Here is a 24655-nt window from a genome sequence, read left to right on the forward strand (position 1 = left end):
GGCCTAAAACAGCAAAAGAAGCCGTCCCGCGCGTAGAGAAAATCTACGTATGGGACGGCTTCTTAGTGTTTCTTAATTAAAGATTATTATTTAGCTACGACTCCGCCATCAACCGGCAGCTCAACACCTGTAATGTAAGAAGCTTCATCAGAAGCCAAGAACAATACAGCTTCAGCTACTTCAGAAGCACGACCAACACGTGGCAGCGCAGTCTGAGACATAAAGAAGCTATGCATTTTTTCGTTATTTACAAATTCAGCACTCATTGGGGTTTCGATAAATCCTGGGTGAACAGAGTTCACACGAATGTTATCTTTACCAAAGTCTACAGCTGCTGCTTTACTTAGCATACGAACTGCACCTTTAGAAGCTGTATAAGCACCAGCACCGCTGCTGCCAGTCAAACCTGCGATGGATGAAATATTAACGATAGAACCACCTTTATTATTCTTCATTTGAGGAACAACATGCTTCATGCCAAGGAATACGCTGCTCACGTTGATGTTCATTACTTTGTTCCATTGATCAACAGTCGATTCGAGCAATTGAACCGGGAATGAGATCCCTGCATTGTTTACCAAAATGTCGATTTTCCCGAACTTGCTAATCACATCTTCTACAACCTTGATCCAGTCTTCTTCGGAAGCCACATTATGTGCATAAGCTGCTGCTTGTCCACCATTTGCTTCAATTTCCTTCACAACTGCTTGTACGGCAGCCTCGTTAATATCAGTTGCCACAACTGTAGCGCCCTCTTTGGACAATAAAAGGGCTTCTTCACGGCCCATGCCACTGCCTGCACCTGTAATAATTGCTACTTTATTAGTTAGACGATTCATAATTAGGTCTCCTCTATAATCGTATTGTGATATAATATTTGAGTGATGATAGTCATACTATCACTGTGATATACATCATATCATTTTTGTAAAAGAACTACAACTACTCCTTGCTTAATCCAATAAACGGTGGATATAATACTAATAATTGAAAATCCCAATCAAAAAATGGAAGGGTCTAGCCCTCATGAATCCTAAAACACGATACGAAAAAGAAAGATCCGATGGTAAGCAGCAACGATTAATTACGATCCTCGAATCCGCAGAACGAGTATTATCACAAAAAGGAATCGAAAAGTCGACGATGCAAGATGTCGCAAGCGAAGCCAACATCGGGATTGCGACGTTATTTCGCTATTTTCCCAGAAAAGAAAAGCTCATAGTGGCTGTAGCCACCCGAATGCTGGAGCCTATGCTCGATCATTTTAAATACGTAGCGGACTTGCCCCTTACTTGTCTTGAACAAATCGAGAAATTATTTGATTTCTTTATTCAGGATCAAAATCATCTAAGTATTATTTTTATGGTCAATTTCGAAAGCTACGCCTCACACTCAAGTGAGCCTGTTGAGGATGTTCTGAGTTTCAATGCACTCAACCGCAAAATTTGGCATGAATACTCCAGGATCATTCAAAATGGGGTAGAAGACGGTTCTATTCGTGCGGGTCTCCCCGTAAAAGAGACCTTAATTACGCTCATGAATAGCTTTGCCCTCTTTTCCAGAAAACTAACGATGAAAAAAAATATTCTCCTGCTGGAATCGGATCTAGACTCCGACGATCAGCTTGAGCTGCTTAAACAAATTTTTCTGGATCATTTAAAAGCCTAAAAAGCGCCAGTTTCCTTAGGAGGGGAACTTGGCGCTTTTTCTATAGTCAAACAAAAAGAGACATCTCCAAGGAAAATGCCTCTATCCAGATTCAAGTTGCGACCTATACTGCCTTCGTCTGCTAGTGAAATGGGCAGGTTGCCACGGGTGATTGTTGATAAAGAAAACGAGGGCTGAAATCATATTCTTTTAACGTACGATCATGCCAAATCGGTGTAGACGAGGGTGACATAGGCGGAATCAGCCAGGACCAGCGCCCTGAGACTTTGCGCCCCTGCTCGTTCTCCTGTTGCTGGAATCGAACAAATTGATCAGCTGCTGTATGGTGATCCACGATGCTGACACCTGCTTGCTTGAAGGAATGCAGCACTGCACGATTCAGCTCAAGAAGCGCCCTATCCTTCCAAAGCGTTGTATTGCTGGAGCGATCCAGTCCCATCACATCAGCTATAGCTGGCAAAGTGTTGTATCGTCCGGTATCCCCCAAGTTACGCGAGCCGATTTCAGTCTCCATGTACCAACCGTTAAAAGGAGCAGCCGTGTACAGAATACCGCCAATTTCCAACTGCATGTCCGCGATAATGGGTACAGAATACCAACGAAGCTGAAGCTCAGCAAAACGTTCAATTTCAGGATGTGTTAACGGTACCTCCTGAATTAAGTGATCAGGAATGGGGAAAACGTAGGGATGCCCGTTGCCAATACTGATCACTAACGGCAACACATCATAATCGCCACCCGTTCCTTGCCAACCTAGTTGCTGGCACATTTTTGTGAATTCATCCGATGCCGGATCGCCAGCGCGTTCGTGTTCTTCATCGCCAGGGTACCCGGCATAACGAATCAATTGGTGGTTCCAGATCCGAATCTGCCGATTCGGATCTTCCCCGCTGCGGAAGACCGTGATGAGTGAACGAATACGTCCTCCGTTGTTCGCCTTTTCCAGATGTCGCAGCAACGCTTCAGCAACTTGTTCCTCAGTCTCTGCTTGGCGTTCATCGATTAACTCAATGGATTGCCAAAAAAGACGCCCAATGCAGCGGCTATTGTGGCGCCAGGCCATTCTTGCACCATGCGCTAATTCTTCCTTTGTATGTGTGTAACTGCCTGATTGGTTAATTTCCTCATGTACGGCTAGGATGCGATGATCCGTCTCGGCTTCAGACTTGTCTAGTTCAGCGTAACATTGTCGAATGAAAACTTCCGCCTGCCGGGTTAATTCTTCGATGTGCTTGCCATCCATATCCCTTATCCCCCATCTAAACCCTTGCTTAAACTCTCAATCCAGTATAACATCCCTCTTCCTATGCCACATCTTTCAGGGAACAGCGCATAAGAACAACCCGTGAAGCTTGGAGCTTCACAGGTTGCGGCAGGACCATTTAGCGCTCTGAACGTTTCCCTTGCTTATTCAATGAGGCAAGTCTGCTCTTATCCTCGGTCAACAGTTCTTCAGCCAACTCCACACCTTGAGGACCTAGCCAGTCCTGAGCTTGCTGAATCGCCTGCTCAGTATGTGCCAGGCGGTTCTCAGCCTGTGCCAAAGTCTGTTCTGTTGGATGACTAAGTGCCTGAGAGACAGAGAAATGAAGCTTACCCAAAGAATTTTTGGCTTGAGTTACATTGTCATTCGCTTGCAGACTGGAATCGGGTTGTTTCATAAATGAAATACGCTCCCTTCTGAAATGCGCCTGTTCTCTTCTAGCATGGTTTGGGTGAAGTAATCTTATGCATTCACTATCTACTGGATAATGGATTGCATAAAGGACGTCATTTCATTACTCGCTTTATTCAGGCGCTCAATGACACCGCTGAATTCAGTGACCAATTCTGCTTGTGAGTGTGAAGAAGCGGAGATCGCTTCAATTTCTTGCTCCATTTGCTTAATGGACTTTTGAACATCACTCAGTGATTTTTCAATATTATGGGTTGCTTCTTTAGTGTTAACGGATAGTTTGCGTACTTCCGTAGCAACCACCCCAAAACCTGCCCCTTGCTCTCCTACACGCGCGGCTTCGATTGCCGCATTCAGCCCAAGCAGGTTCGTCTGCTCAGAAATCTCACGAATGAAGCCGGCAACCTTATTCACTTCTTGTGATTCCGTTACGGCTCTACGCGTATTATCTAATATTTGCTGCGAAGTAGCTGATAATTCCTGAGATTGGGCAGCTACGCTCTGCACCATCTCCATTAGATGACTGCTTATTTCATTAATCTCATCTGTGAATCCTTCAAGCTTATTCTCGTTCTCTAGTGTATAGGCAATGGCAAAAACCCCGATTACATCATCATCCGTTCCGTAGATAGGTACACATGTTGAGATTACAGGAGCTCCATAAATTTCTGCTGGGATTCGGTTAGAGCTTGCTATACCTTTCAGTCCATTTGAAAGCGACAGATCTTCAGGAGGGATAGGGTTACCCTTAACCAATCCGAGATCAATAACTTTACTTGGTGCGTAATAATGGAAGATCTCCCTGTCCGTGATTCCAATCATAATATCCTGCGAGTGAATCTTTTTGAAATAAGGTGCTGCGAGGACTAAGGCATCGATAATACTCATCTCTTCATCTCCCATATAAAAAAAATGTATATGTAGTTTTATCGTCACAATGGGTTATTAAATGAATATTGTCATAGTAGAGTAACAATCCCCACGTATGATTTGTTTATGAATACTATTAGCAGACGACAATTTCTACAGAAAAGCGCTCAAGTAACTCTAGGGCTTCTTGGGACAGCCGGTGCATCCGGCATCTATTCACATTGGATCGAACCCTACTGGCTGGAAATCAAATATGTAGACATTACACTTCCTAGACTTCCTCCAGCCTTCGATAGATTTCGTATCGTTCATTTTAGTGATTTACATCAGGGGGTATATTCCAAGCCGCAAGCTTTAACGGAGTTAGCGCAGCAAATTCAACATGTAAATCCAGATCTGATCTGTTTCACCGGCGATTTATTAGATCATTCAGCCGATTATATTTCAGAAGCCGTAGCCTTGTGCTCTCAGTTGCGGGCTCCTTTTGGACAATATGCAGTATTAGGCAATCATGATGCTTTTGGGACCAGAAAGGTTGTAACGAAAGGGCTAACACAATCGGGCTTCCACGTGCTCCATAATGAACATATCGTCTTAACCCAAGGTACGGACAAGCTCTATATTGCCGGAATAGATGATCCTTGGGTCGGAAAAGCAGACATTGCCCAAGCGCTGCTTCATATCCCGGAAGAGGCTTGCACAATTCTCCTTGCCCATGAACCTGATTTCGCCGATGACTTTTGCAAGCTGCCTATAGATCTGCAATTGTCTGGCCATAGCCACGGAGGCCAAGTGCGGCTTCCCTTTGTCGGAGCTTTATATACCCCGCCTCACGGAAGTAAATATTCAAGTGGATTATATCAACTGCCCAACAGCCAACTTCAGGTCTACACCACTCGCGGGATAGGAGTAACTCGTATGCCTGTTCGTTTTAATTGTCGCCCCGAGCTCACCGTAATTACTTTACATTCTTAATGCTAGTGTCTTAATCGTACAAAATGGTTAAAAAGTATATACCTTTTGCATATCTATGCAACAACACTGTAACCGCCTTTGTAATCAAATCTATTTAGGACCTAGGTATAATTGTAGGAGTGATAGAGGAAAAAATATCATATTGCAACTACATAAGCCCATCCTTGGGAAGGAGAGATTAAGTTATGAATAAAAGTATGAAATGGACCTCAGCCATCTTGGCTGCTGGAGTATTGCTTGGAGGGTCGGGACTAGTAGGAGGAACTTCAGTTCAAGCCGCAACTACCGGAGGAAATACGGTAAAACAAGCCGCACAGCAACCCTCTGTAGTGCTTAAATATAAAGGCCAGACCTTATCGCAGCAAGCGAAAATAGTAAACGGCAATACCATGATCCCTTTAACTGTACTACGGGATGCTTTTGGCCTTTCCATTAACTATAATGCAAGCACTAAAACTTATAGTGTGGGCAGCGATTCCATGAAGCTGGACATGGAGGTCTCAGATTACGGAGTTAGTACAACCCTGAATGGCTATTACATTTATAGCATGACCGGCAGTCATGATGTGAAGGTCATCAACGACCGGATTTATGTTCCATTCAAACTCTTGTCTGACTATTTAGGAGTGCAAGGCGTTTATAATCCTTCATTGAAATCACTTGATCTAAGTAAAAAAGTAATGAATGACATCAAAATTACCTCTGAAACCTTAGATAAGAGTAATAAAAATGCTAGTATCAAAGTGCAATATCCAAAAATCAGCGGCTTAACAGATGAAGTACAAACTAAGATTAATGCAATCTTCAAAAAGCAAGCTGAACAATTCGTCGCAGAGAGCGAAGAACAGGCTAGTCATAGAGATGGCACTATAGAGAATAAATATGACTTCTCTCAAACTTTTGTTGTCTCCTTTAACCGTGAAGGTGTACTAAGCTTAGTGACGGATCAGTATGGTTATACAGGTGGAGCTCATGGTGGAGCCCTTCGTGAAGGATTTACCTTCTCGCTGAAAGACGGCAAACCAATAGAACTTAAGGACCTGCTGAAGGCAGAGCCAAACTACAAACAAAAATTAGATAAAATGTTGAAGGAAAGCACCAAGGAGCTAGCTTTTCCAGATACACCTGGCGGACTAACAGAAAAACCAAACTTCTACGTTTCCGAGAGTGGCCTTGCAATCTTCTACCAACAGTATGAAATTGCCCCTTATGCGGCTGGAATTCCTACGTACACCTTTAATTTCAGTTCAATATTACCAAAGGGAACTAACCCATTCGCTGCCTTCAAATAAACTTCTATTGTAAAAAAGAGCGTCACAGTCATTAGGACTGGGACGCTCTTTTGGTTTTACAGCTTATGCTTCCAAACTTCCAGCCGGGCCGAAGAATTCATAATGAATTCTGTCTTCAGCCACCTTCCATTCCTTAAGAGCCTTATATATCGCCTTCATAAAAGGAGTCGGTCCGCAGAAATAGAATTCAGAGTTTACGTCTGTTACTTCTTGCAGGCAAGCTAGATCAATATAACCTGTTTTATGGAACGTATCTCCTTCACTTGGGGTTTCATAACATACATAGGATCGTAGGGTAGGATGGGACTGCTCTAAATCCGCCACCATTTCTTTCATAGCATGCAAGCTTCCATTGATGGCTGCATGAATGTACGTTACCTCTCGTTCTGGCTGCGTAGCAATTAACGTCTCCAGCATACTTACCATAGGGGTTAGTCCAACCCCACCGCTGATAAGAACCACTGGACGATCACTATCTTTATTTAGTACGAAATCACCCGCTGGCGAGCTCACTTCCAATATAGATCCCACTTGAACAACATCATGAAGGAAAGTAGATACGACACCAGCCGGTTTATCGGGCCCCTCACCTTCCCGTTTAACTGTGATGCGGTAATACGACTGTCCCGGCGCACTGGACAAACTATAGTGGCGAACATGGGTGTATTCCTCGTCCTCAGGCTGAACACGAACCGTGATGTATTGACCCGGCAAGTAAGAAGCTATAGCCCCTCCGTCCTCAGGAGAAAGGTAGAAGGAAGTAATAAGTTCACTTTCTTTAACCTTCTTAGTAACCACAAAGTTTCTAAATCCACTCCAACCCCCGGGAATTTCGGCAGCCTCACGATACTTCTCTGCTTCGACACCAATAAAGGCATCTGCGATCACGCCATACGCCTTTGCCCAAGCATCAATAATTTCTGGCGTCGCCGCATCGCCAAGTACTTGCCCAATAGCAGCTAACAAAGTCTCACCTACGATGGGATAATGTTCAGGTAATACTCCCAATGCCCGATGTTTCTCCGCAATCTGTTTTACCACAGGCAAGATATTTCCTAGCTGATCAATATTCATTGCCGCCGCGAGTACGGCGTTAGCAAGTGCAGTCTGCTGTTTACCTTCCCGTTGGTTGGCGTGATTAAATATATTTAGTAACTGCGGATGATTTTCAAATAACATGCGATAGAAAGTAGTTGTGATGGTCTTCCCATGAACCTGCAAGACAGGCACCGTTGATTTTATGATTTCAATTGTTTGTTGATCTAACATCTAATTACCCTCTTTCCTGCAATAAATTAATTCCTCTATAAAAAGCATATAGAAGCTTCGCATGCCATAGTGTGCGTTCAATCACACGGGAAATTGAAAAAATGTGAACGAACCAATAATTGCAATGATATCCATCACAATAACGTACCCAAAATCAAAAAAACTATCCAAGCAGCCATTATAGCTTCCGGGATAGCTTTTTATCTTATTATTTTGACAGCTCCACAAAACCTTCTCCGAATACATCTCTTACATCGTGTATGGTAATAAATGCCTCTTTATCAATGGATTTGACGATTTTCTTAAGCATAGTCACTTCCTGCTTGCTAATCACAATATACAGCAGCTCTTTAGGTGTCTTGGTATAGTACCCACGGCCATATATTACTGTGACGCCTCTATCCATAATTCCATTAACCTGTTCAGCAATTTTGTCCTGCTCTTGGGATACAATCGTAACAGCCTTCTTAGGGTTCACTCCCTCAATAATGAAGTCCATTATCTTAGTGGCTACATAGAGCATCACGATCGTAAACATCAGACTTTGTACTCCAATGATGAAATACGAAGCGAACACCACAATTAAATCGACGAGCAGTAGCGCGTAACTAACGTTCCAGTCCAAATATTTATGTAGGATTCTGGCGATGATGGTTGACCCTGCAGTCGTTCCACCCACTCGTATAATCAGCCCGATACCCACACCTGAGAAGATACCCCCGAATATTGCATTAATTATCAACTCATCACTGCCAATATTCCAATTTTTCGTAAGAATCAGGAATAACGAATTGAAAAACACCGCAATAATCGTGTATACCGTCGTAGTTTTGTCTAGAAATTTGTACCCCACAATTAATAATAAAGCGTTAAGAATCAAACTAACAATACCGGGTGACCACTGATACAAATAGTAAGTAATCATAGTCAGTCCCGTGACCCCGCCTTCACCGAACTCGTTTGGAATTACAAACAAATTAACGGCCAAGGAGAATAACAAAGCTCCTACAATGATGGAAACAATATCCGAAATACGCTTTTTCATACGATGCCCCTTCTACCCTAGATCTATATCCACAAATACTAACACCGCTTTGATATAGATGCAATCCATCCGAAAGAAGTCAACAGTCTATAGATACAGTAACCAACCACCCCACCGCTAGTGTTCAAAATAAGATCATCCACATCAAAGGTACCGATATACAATACTAATTGCGTGAATTCAAAACAGAAGCTCAGCGCCAGTGAGAGAAAGAAGACTCTTTGAAACAGCCTTACTTTTTGCGATAACAGCATAGGCACCAAGATCCCAAATGGAATAAAGGCCAACAGATTCCCTACTAAATTAATAGATGAAAAAGGATCTGAAAGTGACAGATTGCCCATCCCCCGTGAGATCTCCTTAAAAGGGATATAGTTGCCACGCCGATTAAAAATCCTGTCTGGATGTTCAAACATACGTCCCGCTTGATCCAAAAGCGATAATAAGTTAACCGGTGCACCTTTAAATAAAATAATTCGGATTAAAAAATACATATAGACGATAAATATCGCTGCCAGCAAAAGGTTTATAGCAGACTTTTTTTTCGGCTCTTTAGTCATTAATATGTAGTAACAATTATGCCATCCATGTTATCGCCTGAAGTCATATATTGCCCTTCCTGTGGAATTTTGATCGTAGTGTATTTGGATACCGGAAAATAACTTACTGTATAAGCTTTACCGTCTACTGTTGTCGAAATCTCTTTGTTCTCCTTCAAGAAATCCAAATATTGCTCTAACACAAGCCCTTTCTCATGAATAATGGCGCTGTGCGGCAACCCTACATAACGGAAATGCCAGGGTTCATATTTTATCCCCGTAATCTCGGTTTTGTCTTTCGGATAGCGGAGAATAAAGCCGTATTTCCAAGCATTTTTTTGCAGCCATTTTCCTTCAGGCGCTTTACTCATTTCTGCTTGGGACGACCCGATATCCAGAGATAATCCTAAATTATGTTCACTATATTGCGCCGGTAAAGCATAGTCCGAGCCTTTTTCCTGATATAATTTCTCTTGCTCTTCAAAGTCCCTGTACCCGCTGCTAATTAAAAAATGATTCACACCCTCTTTTTCGGCAGCTTTGACCATCTTATTGAATTTATGCGCTACACTTTCAGACAAACGAATCGAGGTATCCAGCAGTCCATAACCCTGCACCAGATCCGCCTGCTCATATAAGGTCACGATATCAGGCTTCACACTATCCTCATGTACCGGGTATTGTCTATTCACCAACAACAAATCCCCTTGATACACCTGATCTTGTGTTACCACCTCTAAACTATTGTTATTTGTAATAGATCCTCTGCGGATCTTATCATCGTATCCTAAATTGCCCGTATTCGGTAAATAACGAGCCGCTGCATACCCAAGCAACAACACAACCAACGCCAAAAAGCCCCACTTCTTCATCAGCAATGTCCTCCCATTTCCTTGATAGGAATAGAATAACGAAGACACTTTAAAGAAAAGGCGGGACAAATATAAAGTTTTTCTTAAAATATATAAACTTCACTGGCTTTACCCATTAAAAGTATATCCAACGCCCCAGATCGTCTTAATGAATTTATTCTTATTGATGTCTTCGCCCAGCTTTTTGCGCAAGGTACGGATATGCACCATGACCGTGTTCCCACTCTCATAATAAGCATCGCCCCACACCTGTTGAAAAATGCTCTCCGCACTAAACACCTGCTTGGGATGGCTAACCAATAAATGCAAAATATCAAACTCTTTTGGAGTTAACTCTATGACCTCACCATAAAGAGTAACCGTATGCTCATCCGGTGAAATCATCAATCCCCGAACCTCTAGCACCGATTTAGGTATGGCTGCGGGCTGACTGAATTGTATGGAACGCCGCAACTGGGAATTAACCCGGGCGACCAGCTCCATTGGATTAAACGGTTTAGTCATATAATCATCTGCGCCCATAACCAGTCCGGTGATTTTATCAAGATCGGAAGTTTTAGCACTCAGAAAAATAATCGGCAGATGATGATGATGCTCCCGAATATGGCGGGTTACCTCGTAACCATCCAGCCCCGGCATCATAATATCCAGAATCGCCAAATCTATCGTTTGCGACTCAATGGCTTGTACCGCTGCCCTTCCATCGGACACTTTGAGGATATGATACCCCTCTTTTTGCAAATGCAAGGCCACCAAGTCGGCAATTTCCGCCTCATCATCCGCAATTAAAATGGTGATGCGCTTCATCTATTTTTCACTCCTATAGGTTGTGCTGTACACTCTTCATCCATTATACCCTAAACTCAAAAACCACTCCTAGAAAGAAGTGGTTTCCAATTAAATCTATGATTTATATAGTTTATTTACTTTTATTATAGCTGTCTAACAATAGCTCTAATGAAATACCATTTACTGTGACGCCTGAAAGATTGCAGTCTCTTATATCCACGTTCGAAAGATCACAATCTACAAAGGATGTCCCGTTCAGCTGGCATCGCTCAAACTTATTGCCTTTGCCGTACAAATGAATATCGTGGAAATAAGCCTCTCCTAGTTCACTGTTACTAACCTCTATTTCCCACAGCCCCACTTCATTAAACTTAACAGAATGCATATTGATGTCATTAAAGGTGGTACTGCTCATATTAATATTATCGAATCCGGTCCCCTCCATATTTACATTGGAGAAGTTTGTCTTATGCATATCAATATCATCAAATTCACTCTGGCCCATAGCCACACGGCGAAAATTCGTTTCAGTCATTCTTTCATCCTGAAAGACTCTCTTCTTAAATTCGTCCTGTAATTTGTTTTCACTAAGATTATTATTCACTGTACTCAACATCTCCCTTTTTAAGATCGCTCTTGATCTACGGAGTCTACTCTCAACAGCTTCGCTGGATAAATCAAGGAAATCGGCGATTTCCCTAACCTTGTAATTGTCGATATAGTAGAGAATTGTGACTATACGGTTAGCTTCTGATAGGGTGTTTAAGGCTTTCAACACATCTTGCTGGAGTTCTTTTCTGATAAATTTTAATGGAGAGGAGATTTCAACTTTTCTACTATGGTCTTAGCCAATCTGCTTCATCCCCCAAATGTATTCGGATGCTTATTCACCGTGATAATTATAGCCTAATTATTACCTAGCTAAAACAATCTGCGAGCCGTCACCAAACGTTTCTTCCACTTGTCACTTAAGGCTTCATAATGAACGCCAAGCTCCTTGGAGTACGTATGTAGGATCTGATTATTTCCCGCGTAAATCGCCACATGTCCAATATCAAGTCCACGTGCACTGAAGAATAACAGATCCCCCTTGCGCAGCTCGTTAATTCCAACCTCTTTGCCCTCTTTGGCCTGATTGTAAGAGACACGTGGCAGGTCAATTGCCAACATATCCTTAAATACATGTCCTACAAAAGAAGAACAGTCAAAGGTTGACGTCTGGTCAGTAGCAGCGCCAAATTCATAAGGCGTTCCCAGATATTTTTCTCCGTAAGCAAGCAGCTCGTTTCCCTGCCGCTCTACAAGAGCAGCACTCGTATAATTGCTATATTTGGGTTTAGCAGAGATATATCCACTCTTGTTATCCTGCGTTCGCACTTCTAACCATAAAGCATCTACTTCTCTAACCACATGTACCTTATCTCCTGCCGACAACATTTGCTGAACCGTTGATTGGGCTGACGAATCTGGCAAACTTCGCAGATTAACTCCATATAGAATTGTCGTATCGTAATCCACTGCCGAGTAGATACGAACAGCACGAGTAGCAGTATCCCACTTCACAGTGCTGCCCAAAGCTTCGCTGACAAAACGCAGTGGCATCATCGTATAACCGCCGGCAATCTGGCCGGGAACGGCTACACTTAAGGAATGGCCATTTTTATTCGCTGCTTGATCGCCAATATGATAGGTCAGCACCAGGTCTCCCTTGGTTGCCTTAACGGTCTTGGTATCATTATTCCAAGTAATCTTTGCCCCTTGAGCTTCAAATAACTTGCGCATAGGGACTAGTACTGTATCGTTTACGAGCAAGGGCTGAGCCTCTAATTGTAGCTGTTGATCATCCAGATAGACGGCTGTAACCGGAGTCTGAGGCGTTGTCCCCGCATAGGCCGGAGCAGTATAGAGCATAGATGTAAGTAGTAAAAGTAACATAGCTTTCTTTTGAAACTTCATGATGTCATCACCTCGTTGATTGATATGTGCACCTATTGTTACTAAAAAAAGGGTAATTAGTTTTGTTACAAATATTGGGGTGAGCATCTAGCTACAGCATAAGCACCTAAAAAAAGAGGACTGCGATCACCTTTCGGTACCACAGTCCTCTTTTTAAGTATGCCCTCATGGAGCCCGCTAGACAGGTTCCTCTACCTCAAAAATGGAATCAATAATGAGCGGAAGATTGTCCCTTACAGAAACAGCACCCAATACAGAACGAGCATGAAGACCCTTGTCTCCGAACACCTCCAGCATTAAATCTGAACAACCGTTAAGCACTTTATGATGTTCTTCAAAGAGGGGATCTGCATTAACGAAGCCTTGAACTTTGACTACTCTTTTCACTTTATCCAAAGAACCTAAAGCTGTCTTAAGGACGGCAAGGATCTCTATACCCGTTAAACGTGCAAAATGGTAGCCTTCTTCGGTAGTGTAGTCTTGTCCCAGCTTTCCTTTGGGATGGCCCGCCGGTCCTTTTCCCGATACAAAACATAAGCCATTAACAATTACGTAGTTAGCGTATTTTGCCGCGGGTTCACTAGCCTCAGGCAGGACAATTCCTAATGCTTCAAGTCTGCTCGCTATAGTGTGCTCTGTCATACCCATCTCCCCCTCCATTATCAACAGCATCAATAATTTAGTAAGATCATAGTTACTACTTAGCTTCAACCTCTGCTTCCCATCTCGATATTTCAGCGCGAACAATTGGTGCTACTTGGGTACCCAATAGCTCAATGGCTCTCATTACATCCTTATGAGGCATCGTGCCAAGCGGCACATGCAGCATAAAACGTGTGATGCCTACTTGCTTGCGCAGGTGAATGATTTTCTCAGCAACGGTCTCCGGGTCACCTACATACAAAGCGCCTTCAAATCTACGTGCCGCATCATAGCTTGCACGAGTGTATTGACCCCATCCGCGTTCCCGGCCAATTACATTCATACTAGCTTGCGTAGAAGGAAAGAACATATCGGCAGCCTGCTGATTGTCCTCTGCAATAAAGCCGTGTGAGTGTGAAGCAACGGGCAGCTTCGACACATCATGTCCCGCTTGTGCTGCAGCCTTCTTATAGAGCTTCACTAGCGGAGCAAACTGTAGCGGACTGCCACCAATGATAGCCAACACAAGCGGTAATCCTAGTAACCCCGCACGAATTACAGATTCTGTATTTCCCCCGCTGCCAATCCATACTGGCAAAGGATTTTGCACGGGACGCGGATAAATCCCCAGATTATTAATGGCAGGACGGTGCGCACCGCTCCATGTTATTTTTTCGGATTCCCGTATTTTGAGCAGCAAGTCCAGCTTCTCATCGAACAGCTCATCATAATGATTCAAATCATACCCAAACAGCGGGAACGACTCGATAAAAGAACCCCGGCCTGCCATGATCTCTGCGCGTCCATTTGAGATTCCATCAAGAGTAGCGAAATCCTGAAACACACGTACGGGGTCATCAGAGGAAAGTACTGTAACCGCACTGGTTAGCCGAATCCGTGTCGTCTGTGAGGCCGCCGCAGCCAGCAAAACTGCTGGAGAAGAAGCCGCATAATCTTTACGATGATGTTCGCCCACGCCAAATATATCTAAACCCACCTGATCTGCAAGCACAATCTCCTCTACGACCTCGCGCAAACGCTGCGCATGACTTATCACTTCACCTGTCTGGACATCCGGTGTTGTTTCTACGAACGTGCTTATTCCTATTTCCACTTACAAATCCCCCTTAACTATAATTTCCTCTTTAAATTGTTTGTTTGATTATAACACAAGTTAAGGTTAAAAAAGCTAATCATTCTGTCCAACCCCAGTTTGTCGAGAAACTCATCCTTAAAATTTGCAAAACCACGCTTACAAATAGAGGATTTTGAAGGAATATGTTGAAACACTCTTAAACAAATAGCCGTTCTCGTAGAACAAATGATCATATGGCAAACCATTAAAATTCAAGGTAACGTGAAAGAACTGTTAACCGGGTGGGAGAAGGTGTCACTGAAATGAATATCATGACATGGATTGATTTATTATTATTTTTTGTTTTGTTCGCTTTGTTCATCTACATATTTGCGTCTGTAACCATCACTAACCTACATAAAGCATACTTAGTATTTCATTTTACTATGATGTTATGGCCCTTCTGTCAATTTGCTATCAAAACAACCGACAATCCCAGGTTTCAATTGTTTTATGTGAAGCTCGCATTTATCGACTCGGTTCTGTTAACGATTGGCTGGCTTCTTTTTACGATACTTCTCACTGGAAATTCACATCTCCTTCGAAAAAAGAACACGCTGATCCTATACATTCTCGCAGCATTGATCATAGTAGTAGTGATCGCTAATCCAAACGGAAATTTTGTTCTCCCTATGAACGGCGGATATATCGAAAGATATTATGGTCCGATTTTTTGGCTGCTTATTATCTTCTTAACCACCAGCGTAATGATTTCTCTGTATATCATCTATTCAGCCCTAGTCTCAAACACTACACAGCGGATCAAAAAACAGGTTGCTCATGTGCTCAAAGGGGTGCTGGTGCTAACGGTATTTATATTATTGGATGTTTTTCTTAATGTGGTGTTGCTTAAATCTGATCCAGTTATTCCGGGGCTGACCTCTCTGGGGATCTTAATCTCGGCAATTTTTTTCGTAATTGCTATTCATCGGGATAAAATATTTGATCTCGTAACCATCGCCCATCAGGATATCATTGACACCATTACAGAAGGAATTCTTGTACTGGATGATAGTGAGACTGTAGTAGAAATCAATCGCTCGCTTTTCCCAAGAATCAATCTACAAACCGGTGCTCGCTTTGACGTGTCGACCATCGCACCCATGGAGCAAACTTCCGGAGCTTTCGATTTATTCCTTCATACATACTTGAACCAGCCCATGGAGAGAACCGAGGTTGAACTATTCTACACCTCACTCAATGCATACATTAACATTACTGCCGCGCCGATTGTGGTAGGTGGAATCAGGGTTGGACGCATTCTTACTTTTCAGGACAGAAGCGAGCTGCATCGCCTCATAGCCGAGACCAATCACCAGAACGAGACCCTGCAAGAGCGTAATGCTGCATTAACTGAAATCCAGAATGAACTATCTCAGACCAACCAAAAACTTAAGCAGATGGCCATAACGGACAGCTTAACCGGTTGTTATAATCGTCATTACTTAACGTTACACTTAGAGCATGAAATCATAGAAAATATGAAACTCAAGCAGCCTTTTGCTATTATTCTTCTGGATATCGACTTTTTCAAAACAGTGAATGACAATTACGGCCATTTGATTGGCGATGTAGTTATTTGCAGCACGGTAGAGGTAATTAAAAAAACGCTGAGGGAGACGGATATTCTGGCGCGTTATGGCGGAGAAGAATTTATCATTTATTTGCCAAATACAGATCAAACACAAGCAAACCACTTGGCAAAGCATATCAAATCTATAATAGAAGCTAATAAAGTACATGTAGAGGATGTTGCTCATGCCCTATCAATTACTGTTAGTATGGGACTGCTGTCCATTAGTAATTTTGCAGCTCAATATACAGAAAGCCTGACCAATCAACTAAATGATTTATTCGAATCTGTGGACAAAGCCTTATATCAAGCAAAAAATGCCGGACGAAATCAGATTGTTGAGATTAATAGATAACACTCCTTTGAGCGAATGACCATATCAAAAAGAAAGAATCAGCCTACTTCTGTTGAAGTTAAGCTGATTCTTATTTTTTAGATCTTTTTAACAAACTCGGACTTTAATTTCATAGCTCCAAAACCATCGATTTTGCAATCAATATCATGATCTCCGTCCACTAAACGGATGTTTTTCACCTTTGTTCCTATCTTCAGAACGGATGAGCTTCCTTTTACTTTAAGGTCTTTAATAATAGTTATAGCATCTCCATCATTTAAAATATTTCCGTTGGCATCTCTGACAACCTTGTTCTCTTCACTGCTTTCAGCCTCTGTGTCGAGGCTCCACTCATGCGCACATTCCGGGCAGACGAGCAAACTACCATCTTCATAAGTGTATTCTGAATTACATTTCGGGCAATTTGGCAAAGTAGACATCAAAGTGTCCTCCATTCGTTAATGTAAATCTAGTTGTGGTTCCAGTGCATAGCCTCAAAAGTATATTTCATATTTGGTAAGGTTTCCACTAGATATCAGCAGTAAGTTTGTCTAGATTTCGACAGCGGACAGTAATTCTCAAATATTGTCTTGTATATTTTTTCCTAATTCAATAAGATGGAAATGTCGAATTTTTATGTAAATACATAGGAGAGTGAGTAATGATTAGTCGCAGAAGTGTTGCATTCGCCATTATTTTGTCATTAATTACATGTGGGCTCTATACAATATATTGGTTTATTGTTCTAACCAATGAGGTAGGCGAACTGAGTGGGGACTATACATTTACAGGAGGAAAACATTTTCTTTTAACGTTGGTTACGTGTGGGATCTGGAGCTTCATTTGGGCCTATCAGGTAGGTAAGCATATTGCTGAAGCTCAAAGACAGCGCGGCCAATACCCGTCAGATAATTCAGTGCTTTATGTGATCCTGACACTCTTTGGTCTGGGTATTGTCACGTATGCCTTGGTACAATCCGATGTTAATAAACTGGTATAAGTTTACGACTTATAAAAGGACACATCCTAAACTATTTTGGGGTGTGTCCTTAAGTCTCGTCGGCGTAGTTTATCTCAAAGCATGGATACCCTTAACCAAGATTAGTATCCCTTGTCCATTTCATGAATGGACTGGATTGTATTGTCCCGGATGTGGAGTGACAAGAGTTATTCTTTCCTTGCTGAAGTTCGACGTTATTCAAGCGTTTAGATTTAACCCGTTGCTGTTTATTTTAGCACCTCTGTATATGTTGTATTGGATTACTAATAAGAAGCAAATCCGGCCTCTTAGCCAGGCAATTATGGCTATAATGTTGATTCTGACCGTTACATTTGGAATACTGAGGAATCTCCCGCTGTTTGAATATTTGGCCCCGACAGTAATTCGTTAACAGCAACAACTATTACAAAATAGCTTGCAGTCGCACAATCGCTTGGGCCCGATCAACCACTTCTAATTTGCTGTAAAGATTGCTAATATAATTACGCGCCGTACCTTCCGCAATATGTAATGTATCGGCGATTTCACGATTGTTCAGTCCCCGGATAATGAGCTGTGCCAGCTCCTCTTCCCGTTCTGTCAGACTGATGCGATCCAGACCCGATCTCTGCCAATGTTCATAGTCCTCTGTTAACCTGTTCATCCTCGACGCCAGTTTGGCTGCTACCGGAGCTGGCAGAATAAATTGCCCGGATAACGTATCATGAATCGAAGCGATCATTTTATCTGCATCCATGTCCTTCAGCATATAGCCGCTTGCTCCGTAGGCCATTCCCTCTACAATATAATCAGTCTCTATAAAAGTAGTCAGAATCAGAATGAAGATGTTCGGCCGAACCTGCTTTATTCGCTTCAAGGCGCTAAGGCCATCCATAACTGGCATTTGAATATCGAGCAGCACCAGATCAGGCTGGAGTGCTTCAACCATCTCGCAAGCTTCTTCTCCATTCTTGGCAGCACCGACCACTTCCATATCATCTTCCAGATCCAAAATGGTGCGAAGTCCTTCCCGCGTCAACAATTGATCATCGGCAATTACAATTTTTATTTTGCTCAATTTCTATCCACAACCCTTCGCATGGGCAGATCAATCTCCAGTAAACAGCCTTCATCCATTTCTGAATCGATGGATAAGCTGCCTCCCAGTTGCTCAACCCGTTCCTTCATCGTCCTAAGTCCAAATCCCATCACGATTGGACTCATCCCTAGCCCACAATCCTTGAGTCTAAACTGCAAGTTCGCTCCAACAGACTCCAGACTAAAATGGAACTCGGCACTCTTTCCATGTCTGATCCCATTAGTTAAGCCCTCCTGCAAAGCATGATAGATTGCCTTTTTATAGGCTGTTGACATGGCTTCCGGCAGATCATAAATAACTGCATGAACAACAACGCCTGCATTGCGTTCTGTATCTTTAATCAACTGCCTCAGCATCACGGTTAGGTCAGAATACCTGTCCTCTTTCAGCATATGGACAGAGCCGCGGATTTCATTCAAGCTATGCCGCACAAGATCCTGGGCTTCTGCCAGACGCTGAAAGCCGCTGTCTATCTCCTTCTTCTGAAGCAGCCGCTTGCCAGCTTCAATCTGCAGAATCGTCGATGTAAGGGTATGCCCGACAATATCATGAATCTCTTGGGCAATACGATTGCGTTCCTCAAAAACAGTAGCTTCGGCCAAAGCCGCAGATGTTTCCCGCATCGAACGCTCCAGGCTGCGAGTTCTTTCTACCACTTGATCCTCCAGATTTTTTTTGAGATATTGGATTCCCGAATATAGCTTGGCATTAGCGATTGAGATTGCGCATTGTGAACCAAGCAGCTTGAGCACATCGAGTCTGCTTGGAGTAAATACACCCGGCGATAGATTATTCTCCAAATAGAGCAGGCAAACCAATTTATTCTGATTCATGATGGGGAGACATAGAACGGATTTCAGTCTATTATTCCTAACGTAAGTATTACGTGTAAATATCCCTTCACTGAGCGCATCATGTAATACAACCTGTTCTTGTGTTCTTGCCGCGTAAGCTATAATCGCTGCCGGGACCAACCCCGATTCTTCCCCAAGTGGAACAGATTCGATATGCTGGGCTTCTGAGGTCCCATAAGCTTCCACCATCCATTTGCCGTCATGATCAAAAATAACAGCCCCATATTCTGCCCCAGCATTGTGGAGCATGATTCGCATCAGCGTGGCCAATAATCGGCTCATCTCCATCTCGCCCGATAATGCTTGGGCAGACATTACCACAGAAAGGGAATCCACACGATCGAGCCCGGGCTCTCGTTTAATATGCAGCAAATGGCGATGCTGCTGCTCCAGGTCAGCCGCTTTAGCCTTTGCGCCCCATTGCAGATAAGCCTCATAGGCCTCAGTCATATAGATTCTTGCCAGATGCATTTTGCCATGACGAAGCCCATATTTGCCATAACATTCCGCCGCCATCGCTAAATCGTGAATATGACCGTGGACCCGGGCGGTCTCAATGGATTGCTCATACAACGCTTCAGCTTGGCGGGGATCTCGCGATAGACGAGTTAACTCAGCCTTCATCAACAGATATTTATGCTGATAATTCCCCGGACAACGCCTGGCAAGATTTTTCATTTTCTTCAAGCATTTACGCATTTTTGCCCGATATGTACGTTGCTCTTCAGCGTTATATTCCTCATACAACTGAGCCCAGACTAAACATTCATACATGATCTGCATGGGACTGTCTAAGCCATCTTCGCGTGATTTTATAATGGCCGCTGATTTGGCTAATGCCTCACTGGCTTCTCGGTATTCTCCAAATACATAGCCCGTCAAATACTGATAGATCCAGACCATTTCTTGTATAAAATCAAAGGTGTCCCCATGAACCGACTGTGCAAAATCAGGCTCGCTAATCTCCGCGATAGGAAAGGGATCATCTATAGAGCGATAACCTGTCAGTCGAACAAGAATGGCCGCCGCTACAATAGCCTGCTTACAATGAAGACTGTTGTTATGGCGCAGCAAATCTCCGGAATGAGTAATTAATCGCTCATAGATATCGCCGAGAGGATGACCAAATTGCAAAAGGGAGGCACAGTTGATCAGCACATTCTGGTTGCCCTTCCATAAGTCACCTGATTCCAGTCCCACTTTACCAGCCTTCTCGGTAAATGTATGGAGCATAGCAGGATCATAATGCCGCCAGCTATCGTAGCACATGGCGAACGCGGCTAAGGTTGTCATATGCTGTTTCGGATAGGGTTCGGATAAGCTGAACGCCAGCATGGCCCATTTAAATGTCTCTTCATCATTACGGAAGTAATAGTATTGAAACATTGCATAACCTATGAATCCAATGGAAGCCTCCGGAGTCATCCCATAATCAAGCGTTAATTCAATCATGGTGAAGGAAGAAGCAAGCCACCCTTCTCGATTGACGTAGAAACAAGCATTGCTCGAATGATCTAAAGTAGACATTGCGATTCTACGTGCTTCATCAGTCATTGGAGGTAAAAGAGTAAGCGATTCGAGTGAGACCTTCTTGAGTCTACGCCGCAATCGTAACCATTGAAGCGTCAATTGAACATAACCAGGATCAAATTGATGCTTCACTTTCAGTAACGATAAGGTATGCTGGCCTAAGGAGATCACCTCTTCGTGGTTATCATTACTTGCTTCCAACTGCACCTTCATTGCGTAGACGTAAGCCTTATCCATATTTGTCGTAGCTTTATCAATTAACAGATGGAATAATTCATTAGCCGTATCAAAATGGGAACATAAATATTCGAGCTCCGCCCTCTCACGAAATACCCGGAAGGTTAGCCCATATTGCGCCTCCCAGCTCTGCTCCGCTAATAATGACGTTGCCTGAAGCATATATTGCAAGGCTGTCTCATGTGCGGTTGTTTGCTTCGCTTTTACCCCTGCCTGTAAGTTCAGCTCTACCAGTTGAAGCCTCTGTTCAGGGCGGTCTAACCATGTAAGTGCCTGATTCAAATGCTGGACAGCTTCAAATAGGGTCGTTCCTTCACTTAGCGGGCTGCGGCCTAGCAATAACAGACCAATCTTCCAATGCAGCTCGGAACGCTCCTCTTCGGAAATAAAGGCATATGCTGCCTGATGAATGCGGTTATGCTGAAACTTATAATGCGGATATTCCTCCCCGTTAACGGGCTGCAACAAGCGCCCATGTACAGCAACCGCCAACGCTTCGCTCAATGCCTCTATCGGGGTCTCCGTAATATCAGCAAGTGTACGTAAATCAAATAGGCTGCCTATGAATGCGGCTCTGCTAAGTGCATATACCGTCTGTTCAGGAAATTGTTTCAATTTACTTGAAAGGTATGAAGCTACGTTATCGGGAACATTTAATTCAGTAATACGCTGGAGATCCCATTTCCAGCTTCGAATATTCTCATCAAATTCCACTCGCTGATCATCTATCAAATCTTGAAGGAATTGCTTAATAAATAACGGGTTTCCATCTGTCTTATGAAGCAGCACACGCGCCAGCTCGTCCAAGTCAGCTGCCTCGTAACGCATAACATCAAGTAGCAGTTGTTTTAAATCGGTGAGTTCAAGCGCTTGTAAAGAAATTCTGCTCATCGCTACGTTGCGGTCAATCAGATGCTTTTCCAGCCTACTGAGTGGGTGCAGCCTTGTAATCTCCCGATTGCGATAGGAAAGCACGATTAGCAGATGAGTCGTTGCCGTATCCTCTATAAGCGAAGTGAGATATTGCAGCGACGTATCATCAGCCCATTGCAAATTATCCAATACCAAGATCAATGGATGATCCTCATGAGGAAAGAGTTGAATAAATCGGCTCATGATTAATTGAAAGCGATGCTGAGCTTCCAGCGGTGGCAGTGAAGGCACGGAGGGTTGTGGGCCAATCAAGAGTTCAAGCTTAGGAACAAAATCGATCAGCAACTGACCGTAGTTGTCCACTGCTTGTAGAATACGCAGCTTCCAAACCTCCACTTGCAGCTTTGTTTCCATCAGCAGCTGACTAACCAACTCTTCTATGACTTGATGCCAGATGCCATAAGGGAGTGAGGTATGTCGGGATTCGAATTTGCCTCTGGCGAAGAAACCATCCAAAGAGACTGTATTTCTAAGGGTCTCCTTTAGAAAGGTTGTTTTGCCGATACCACTCTCCCCGCTAATCCAGACCGTCTCTACGGCACCTTGTGATGCTCGTTGCAGCGCTTCCCTTAAGCTTTGTTGCTCAAGATGTCTTCCATAGAAGCGTCCTGATACCATCCATCGCTCTGGGATATCCCAGCTTCCTAGTGGAAAAGGCTCAATATGCCCGGATTCTTCTAGACGGGATAGACATTCCTCAAGATCCGATTTAATGCCTAATGCGCTGGCGTATCTCGCTTCAGGCATCTTCTCCATGCATTTACCAACAATATCAGAGACCGATAGAGGGATAGTGGGGAACTTGCGGTGCAGAGGCTCAGGTGTATCTGCAAGATGACGATATACAATATCAACAACATCATGCAGCTCAAAGGGGCGGCTGCCTGAGAGACATTCATACAGGATGATCCCAAGCGAATAAAAGTCAGAACGGTAATCCGGTTTGACTCCGGTTCGTCCCGTTTGTTCTGGAGCTATATAAGGAAGCAGAACATCGGGCCGACCGCTTAACGGTGACAAAGGACTCGTGATGTTTTCGGTAGAGCACATTCTTATATCAATAAATTTCACTTCAAAAGTAATGGGATTGACGATTAGATGAGCGGGGGTTAGTTCATTTAGTGTTATTTTTTCACGATGAATTTGCATAAGACAATCAGCAATAGCTGTAGCGATCCGAAGCAGCGCTGGAAGACCCAGTGAATTAACAGGCATACGCAGGATCTGCCCAAGAGTACTCCCCTCTATATCTTTTAAGAGAAGGACTGGTCGGTCCGCCATAATTTCCAAACTGTACGCCTCTATTGCACCACGTCCGCAAAGTCGCTTAAGCATGTCATACTCATGACGAAAAGCATCGACCATGGCAGCTCCCGGGTATTCTCCTATTGTTGTCTTAGCGATAACCCTTAGGCCGTCCTCTTGACGTAGGAGTCTGTATAATCTGATATCCGCGGTATTATCTATCAGATCTAAGGTTTGGTATCCTGGCAATTCAAACATCAACAGCACTCCCTAATTACAATTAGACAGAATACTCAATCTTGCAAAGTAGTTAAAGCCATTATAACATCTGATCTTGCCGTTCTACTCGTAAGACATTTCATATTTCGTTAATCCTATCGCGTTGGCGCACAGTGCCGCCTGTGTCCGGTCAGTAACCTGCAGCTTCGCTAAAATCTGACTGACATGCTTCTTCACCGTAAATTCACTGATAAAAAGACGTGTGGCAATCACTCTATTGCAAGCACCTTGTCCAAGCTGAATCAGGACTTCCTTCTCTTTTGGTGTCAATTCATCTGTTGGACTGCTGGCGCTCATTCGCATCTTTTCTTCCATTAGGCCAGGATCGTAATATTTTCTCCCTTTGTACACCAACTGGATAGCAAAGAGTAATTCCTCCGGCAGTGCCTCTTTCAGTACATATCCGTCTACCAGTACTTCTTCAGCCCTCAAAAAATCCTCTCTGCTCGCAGAGGAAGTCAACAGTATGAATTTACTAACCATGCCGCGGGTACGTGCTATCTTAATGACATCCAGTCCTGATTTATCAGCAAGCTTAAGATCAATGAGGACAATGTCTGGCTTTGTCTCTTCAATCACATCAAGTGCTTCCGGGCCAGTCGTAGCTTCACCTGCAAATTGCATATCCGATTGCATTGCAATGACAGATGCCAGCCCTCTTCTAACTAAAGGATGATCATCTACAATGATGATTTTCACAGAAACACCTCTCTCTAAACCGCATACATTATTTACTTCTTTGTATAAAAAGCTTCAATTAGAGTATTCATTTAAATTTGACGCATTTCTGATTAAGTATAGTTAAAAGACTACACCGCTTATAGTGAGCGTTGTCATTTCTTTTGTCATATGACAAAATGGATAT

Annotated in this window: 23 protein-coding genes; 6 read left to right on the forward strand and 17 right to left on the reverse strand. The window is 43.3% G+C overall.

Translation table 11 applies throughout. The features are described from left to right. Positions 1-86 precede the first annotated feature (86 nt). Entirely contained in the window at positions 87-839 is a 753-nt protein-coding gene (locus MHH86_RS30275) for an SDR family NAD(P)-dependent oxidoreductase (protein WP_038573803.1), read from the reverse strand. Between the two features lie 187 nt (positions 840-1026). Between MHH86_RS30275 and MHH86_RS30280 the strand changes: the two genes are divergently transcribed. Continuing rightward, complete coding sequence (locus tag MHH86_RS30280; RefSeq protein ID WP_076143883.1) at positions 1027-1668, forward strand: helix-turn-helix domain-containing protein; 642 nt, start codon at positions 1027-1029, stop codon at positions 1666-1668. Positions 1669-1789: 121 nt separating this feature from the next. On the opposite strand, the gene MHH86_RS30285 is transcribed toward MHH86_RS30280, so the two are convergent. The 3 genes from MHH86_RS30285 to MHH86_RS30295 all read right to left on the reverse strand — a co-directional run bounded on the left by MHH86_RS30285 (position 1790) and on the right by MHH86_RS30295 (position 4231). Next, positions 1790-2911 (reverse strand): nitric oxide synthase oxygenase, encoded by a 1122-nt coding sequence (locus tag MHH86_RS30285; protein WP_076143885.1) that lies wholly within the window; start codon positions 2909-2911, stop codon positions 1790-1792. 139 nt (positions 2912-3050) lie between these two features. Beyond that, complete coding sequence (locus MHH86_RS30290) at positions 3051-3329, reverse strand: hypothetical protein (protein WP_038573810.1); 279 nt, start codon at positions 3327-3329, stop codon at positions 3051-3053. 80 nt (positions 3330-3409) lie between these two features. Beyond that, positions 3410-4231, reverse strand: a complete 822-nt coding sequence (locus MHH86_RS30295; RefSeq protein ID WP_036682244.1) for a methyl-accepting chemotaxis protein — start codon at positions 4229-4231, stop codon at positions 3410-3412. A gap of 108 nt (positions 4232-4339) precedes the next feature. Here MHH86_RS30295 and MHH86_RS30300 point away from each other — a divergent pair, with 108 nt between their 5' ends. Both MHH86_RS30300 and MHH86_RS30305 read left to right on the forward strand, forming a co-directional pair. Beyond that, on the forward strand, positions 4340-5188 hold the full coding sequence (locus tag MHH86_RS30300) for a metallophosphoesterase (protein WP_036682246.1): 849 nt from the start codon (positions 4340-4342) through the stop codon (positions 5186-5188). A gap of 185 nt (positions 5189-5373) precedes the next feature. Further along, positions 5374-6480, forward strand: coding sequence for a DUF4163 domain-containing protein (locus MHH86_RS30305; RefSeq protein ID WP_076132759.1), 1107 nt, complete (start codon positions 5374-5376; stop codon positions 6478-6480). Between the two features lie 63 nt (positions 6481-6543). Here MHH86_RS30305 and hmpA read toward each other — a convergent pair whose 3' ends face one another. From hmpA to MHH86_RS30350, 9 genes are all read right to left on the reverse strand, one after another. Next, positions 6544-7749 (reverse strand): NO-inducible flavohemoprotein, encoded by a 1206-nt coding sequence (gene hmpA, locus MHH86_RS30310; protein ID WP_076143887.1) that lies wholly within the window; start codon positions 7747-7749, stop codon positions 6544-6546. A 208-nt stretch (positions 7750-7957) separates the two neighbouring features. Then, positions 7958-8794, reverse strand: a complete 837-nt coding sequence (locus MHH86_RS30315; protein ID WP_036682251.1) for a YitT family protein — start codon at positions 8792-8794, stop codon at positions 7958-7960. A 38-nt stretch (positions 8795-8832) separates the two neighbouring features. Beyond that, complete coding sequence (locus MHH86_RS30320) at positions 8833-9354, reverse strand: VanZ family protein (RefSeq protein ID WP_076140625.1); 522 nt, start codon at positions 9352-9354, stop codon at positions 8833-8835. Continuing rightward, the gene (locus tag MHH86_RS30325; RefSeq protein WP_076105096.1) at positions 9354-10205 is read right to left on the reverse strand and encodes a M15 family metallopeptidase; all 852 of its coding nucleotides are present in this window, start codon (positions 10203-10205) and stop codon (positions 9354-9356) included. The genes MHH86_RS30320 and MHH86_RS30325 overlap by 1 nt, the downstream gene beginning before the upstream one ends. A 108-nt stretch (positions 10206-10313) precedes the next feature. After that, on the reverse strand, positions 10314-11012 hold the full coding sequence (locus MHH86_RS30330; protein WP_076140624.1) for a response regulator transcription factor: 699 nt from the start codon (positions 11010-11012) through the stop codon (positions 10314-10316). A 112-nt stretch (positions 11013-11124) separates the two neighbouring features. Continuing rightward, entirely contained in the window at positions 11125-11598 is a 474-nt protein-coding gene (locus MHH86_RS30335) for a pentapeptide repeat-containing protein (protein ID WP_143763109.1), read from the reverse strand. A 317-nt stretch (positions 11599-11915) separates the two neighbouring features. Then, positions 11916-12950 (reverse strand): stalk domain-containing protein, encoded by a 1035-nt coding sequence (locus MHH86_RS30340; protein ID WP_036682258.1) that lies wholly within the window; start codon positions 12948-12950, stop codon positions 11916-11918. 177 nt (positions 12951-13127) lie between these two features. Continuing rightward, positions 13128-13592: a RidA family protein gene (locus MHH86_RS30345; protein ID WP_036682469.1), complete on the reverse strand. Its 465-nt coding sequence runs from the start codon at positions 13590-13592 to the stop codon at positions 13128-13130. 55 nt (positions 13593-13647) lie between these two features. Next, entirely contained in the window at positions 13648-14706 is a 1059-nt protein-coding gene (locus tag MHH86_RS30350) for an LLM class flavin-dependent oxidoreductase (protein WP_036682260.1), read from the reverse strand. Between the two features lie 284 nt (positions 14707-14990). On the opposite strand from MHH86_RS30350, the gene MHH86_RS30355 reads away from it, so the two are divergent. Next, the gene (locus MHH86_RS30355; protein WP_076140617.1) at positions 14991-16655 is read left to right on the forward strand and encodes a diguanylate cyclase; all 1665 of its coding nucleotides are present in this window, start codon (positions 14991-14993) and stop codon (positions 16653-16655) included. 77 nt (positions 16656-16732) lie between these two features. Here MHH86_RS30355 and MHH86_RS30360 read toward each other — a convergent pair whose 3' ends face one another. Beyond that, entirely contained in the window at positions 16733-17074 is a 342-nt protein-coding gene (locus MHH86_RS30360; RefSeq protein ID WP_036682263.1) for a zinc ribbon domain-containing protein YjdM, read from the reverse strand. A 221-nt stretch (positions 17075-17295) separates the two neighbouring features. On the opposite strand from MHH86_RS30360, the gene MHH86_RS30365 reads away from it, so the two are divergent. Both MHH86_RS30365 and MHH86_RS30370 read left to right on the forward strand, forming a co-directional pair. After that, positions 17296-17634 (forward strand): DUF4234 domain-containing protein, encoded by a 339-nt coding sequence (locus tag MHH86_RS30365; protein ID WP_051491231.1) that lies wholly within the window; start codon positions 17296-17298, stop codon positions 17632-17634. Beyond that, complete coding sequence (locus MHH86_RS30370) at positions 17615-18025, forward strand: DUF2752 domain-containing protein (RefSeq protein ID WP_038573826.1); 411 nt, start codon at positions 17615-17617, stop codon at positions 18023-18025. The genes MHH86_RS30365 and MHH86_RS30370 overlap by 20 nt, the downstream gene beginning before the upstream one ends. 12 nt (positions 18026-18037) lie before the next feature. Here the strand turns inward: MHH86_RS30370 and MHH86_RS30375 are convergent, their stop codons facing one another. The 3 genes from MHH86_RS30375 to MHH86_RS30385 form a co-directional block, all read right to left on the reverse strand. Next, positions 18038-18691, reverse strand: coding sequence for a response regulator transcription factor (locus tag MHH86_RS30375; RefSeq protein WP_076105100.1), 654 nt, complete (start codon positions 18689-18691; stop codon positions 18038-18040). Continuing rightward, positions 18688-23769 (reverse strand): AAA family ATPase, encoded by a 5082-nt coding sequence (locus tag MHH86_RS30380; RefSeq protein ID WP_076222389.1) that lies wholly within the window; start codon positions 23767-23769, stop codon positions 18688-18690. Before MHH86_RS30380 ends, MHH86_RS30375 begins: the two co-directional genes overlap by 4 nt. 84 nt (positions 23770-23853) lie before the next feature. Then, the gene (locus MHH86_RS30385; protein WP_076222390.1) at positions 23854-24489 is read right to left on the reverse strand and encodes a response regulator transcription factor; all 636 of its coding nucleotides are present in this window, start codon (positions 24487-24489) and stop codon (positions 23854-23856) included. Between the last annotated feature and the right edge of the window lie 166 nt (positions 24490-24655).

It is taken from the genome of Paenibacillus sp. FSL F4-0097 (assembly GCF_038593125.1).
Lineage (GTDB): Bacteria > Bacillota > Bacilli > Paenibacillales > Paenibacillaceae > Paenibacillus_AQ > Paenibacillus_AQ odorifer.

What these genes read in the sequence shown, in the direction of transcription:
- MHH86_RS30275 (WP_038573803.1), bottom strand. Translation starts at nt 839, where the DNA reads ATGAATCGTCTAACTAATAAAGTAGCAATTATTACAGGTGCAGGCAGT.
- MHH86_RS30280 (WP_076143883.1), top strand. Translation starts at nt 1,027, where the DNA reads ATGAATCCTAAAACACGATACGAAAAAGAAAGATCCGATGGTAAGCAG.
- MHH86_RS30285 (WP_076143885.1), bottom strand. Translation starts at nt 2,911, where the DNA reads ATGGATGGCAAGCACATCGAAGAATTAACCCGGCAGGCGGAAGTTTTC.
- MHH86_RS30290 (WP_038573810.1), bottom strand. Translation starts at nt 3,329, where the DNA reads ATGAAACAACCCGATTCCAGTCTGCAAGCGAATGACAATGTAACTCAA.
- MHH86_RS30295 (WP_036682244.1), bottom strand. Translation starts at nt 4,231, where the DNA reads ATGAGTATTATCGATGCCTTAGTCCTCGCAGCACCTTATTTCAAAAAG.
- MHH86_RS30300 (WP_036682246.1), top strand. Translation starts at nt 4,340, where the DNA reads ATGAATACTATTAGCAGACGACAATTTCTACAGAAAAGCGCTCAAGTA.
- MHH86_RS30305 (WP_076132759.1), top strand. Translation starts at nt 5,374, where the DNA reads ATGAATAAAAGTATGAAATGGACCTCAGCCATCTTGGCTGCTGGAGTA.
- hmpA (WP_076143887.1), bottom strand. Translation starts at nt 7,749, where the DNA reads ATGTTAGATCAACAAACAATTGAAATCATAAAATCAACGGTGCCTGTC.
- MHH86_RS30315 (WP_036682251.1), bottom strand. Translation starts at nt 8,794, where the DNA reads ATGAAAAAGCGTATTTCGGATATTGTTTCCATCATTGTAGGAGCTTTG.
- MHH86_RS30320 (WP_076140625.1), bottom strand. Translation starts at nt 9,354, where the DNA reads ATGACTAAAGAGCCGAAAAAAAAGTCTGCTATAAACCTTTTGCTGGCA.
- MHH86_RS30325 (WP_076105096.1), bottom strand. Translation starts at nt 10,205, where the DNA reads ATGAAGAAGTGGGGCTTTTTGGCGTTGGTTGTGTTGTTGCTTGGGTAT.
- MHH86_RS30330 (WP_076140624.1), bottom strand. Translation starts at nt 11,012, where the DNA reads ATGAAGCGCATCACCATTTTAATTGCGGATGATGAGGCGGAAATTGCC.
- MHH86_RS30340 (WP_036682258.1), bottom strand. Translation starts at nt 12,950, where the DNA reads ATGAAGTTTCAAAAGAAAGCTATGTTACTTTTACTACTTACATCTATG.
- MHH86_RS30345 (WP_036682469.1), bottom strand. Translation starts at nt 13,592, where the DNA reads ATGACAGAGCACACTATAGCGAGCAGACTTGAAGCATTAGGAATTGTC.
- MHH86_RS30355 (WP_076140617.1), top strand. Translation starts at nt 14,991, where the DNA reads ATGAATATCATGACATGGATTGATTTATTATTATTTTTTGTTTTGTTC.
- MHH86_RS30360 (WP_036682263.1), bottom strand. Translation starts at nt 17,074, where the DNA reads ATGTCTACTTTGCCAAATTGCCCGAAATGTAATTCAGAATACACTTAT.
- MHH86_RS30365 (WP_051491231.1), top strand. Translation starts at nt 17,296, where the DNA reads ATGATTAGTCGCAGAAGTGTTGCATTCGCCATTATTTTGTCATTAATT.
- MHH86_RS30370 (WP_038573826.1), top strand. Translation starts at nt 17,615, where the DNA reads ATGTTAATAAACTGGTATAAGTTTACGACTTATAAAAGGACACATCCT.
- MHH86_RS30380 (WP_076222389.1), bottom strand. Translation starts at nt 23,769, where the DNA reads ATGTTTGAATTGCCAGGATACCAAACCTTAGATCTGATAGATAATACC.